Source organism: Streptomyces sp. URMC 124 (assembly GCF_051386455.1).
In the GTDB taxonomy this organism is placed as follows: domain Bacteria; phylum Actinomycetota; class Actinomycetes; order Streptomycetales; family Streptomycetaceae; genus Streptomyces.
The window spans coordinates 1-328 of the sequence record NZ_JBPQTS010000394.1; the positions used below are offsets into that span (position 1 = coordinate 1).

The window sequence follows — 328 nt, forward strand, 5'->3', positions numbered from 1 at the left end:
GTAATGAAGGGGAATGGGATGCTTTTAATCTTGAAGTCCCTCCCCGGTGCACTTGGCCTTGGAATCATGGCTGCCGATTTTGCCATTCGATATTCAGAGCGGAACGCTTGCCCCGCCTTGCGTAAGCAGGCCTACGTTTGATACAATGGACTTCTGGTGAGATTGCATATTTTCGGCGGTCTGCCGGGAGTCCTTTTTCCATTTACTGCTCATGACAAGGAGTGAGACCATGGGTAAGAAGAGTGACGGGAAGGTTCTGGCCCAGAACAAGAAAGCTTCCCATGATTACTTCATAGAAGATACGTACGAAGCGGGGATGGTTCTGACC

General features: G+C 50.0%; 1 protein-coding gene. It reads left to right on the forward strand.

The window, feature by feature from the left end; all coding sequences use genetic code 11:
• Window positions 1–229: 229 nt before the first annotated feature.
• Window positions 230–328, forward strand: a 99-nt coding sequence (locus tag ACSNOG_RS33085) for an SsrA-binding protein (RefSeq protein WP_436756372.1), incomplete at its 3' end; no start/stop codon positions are given.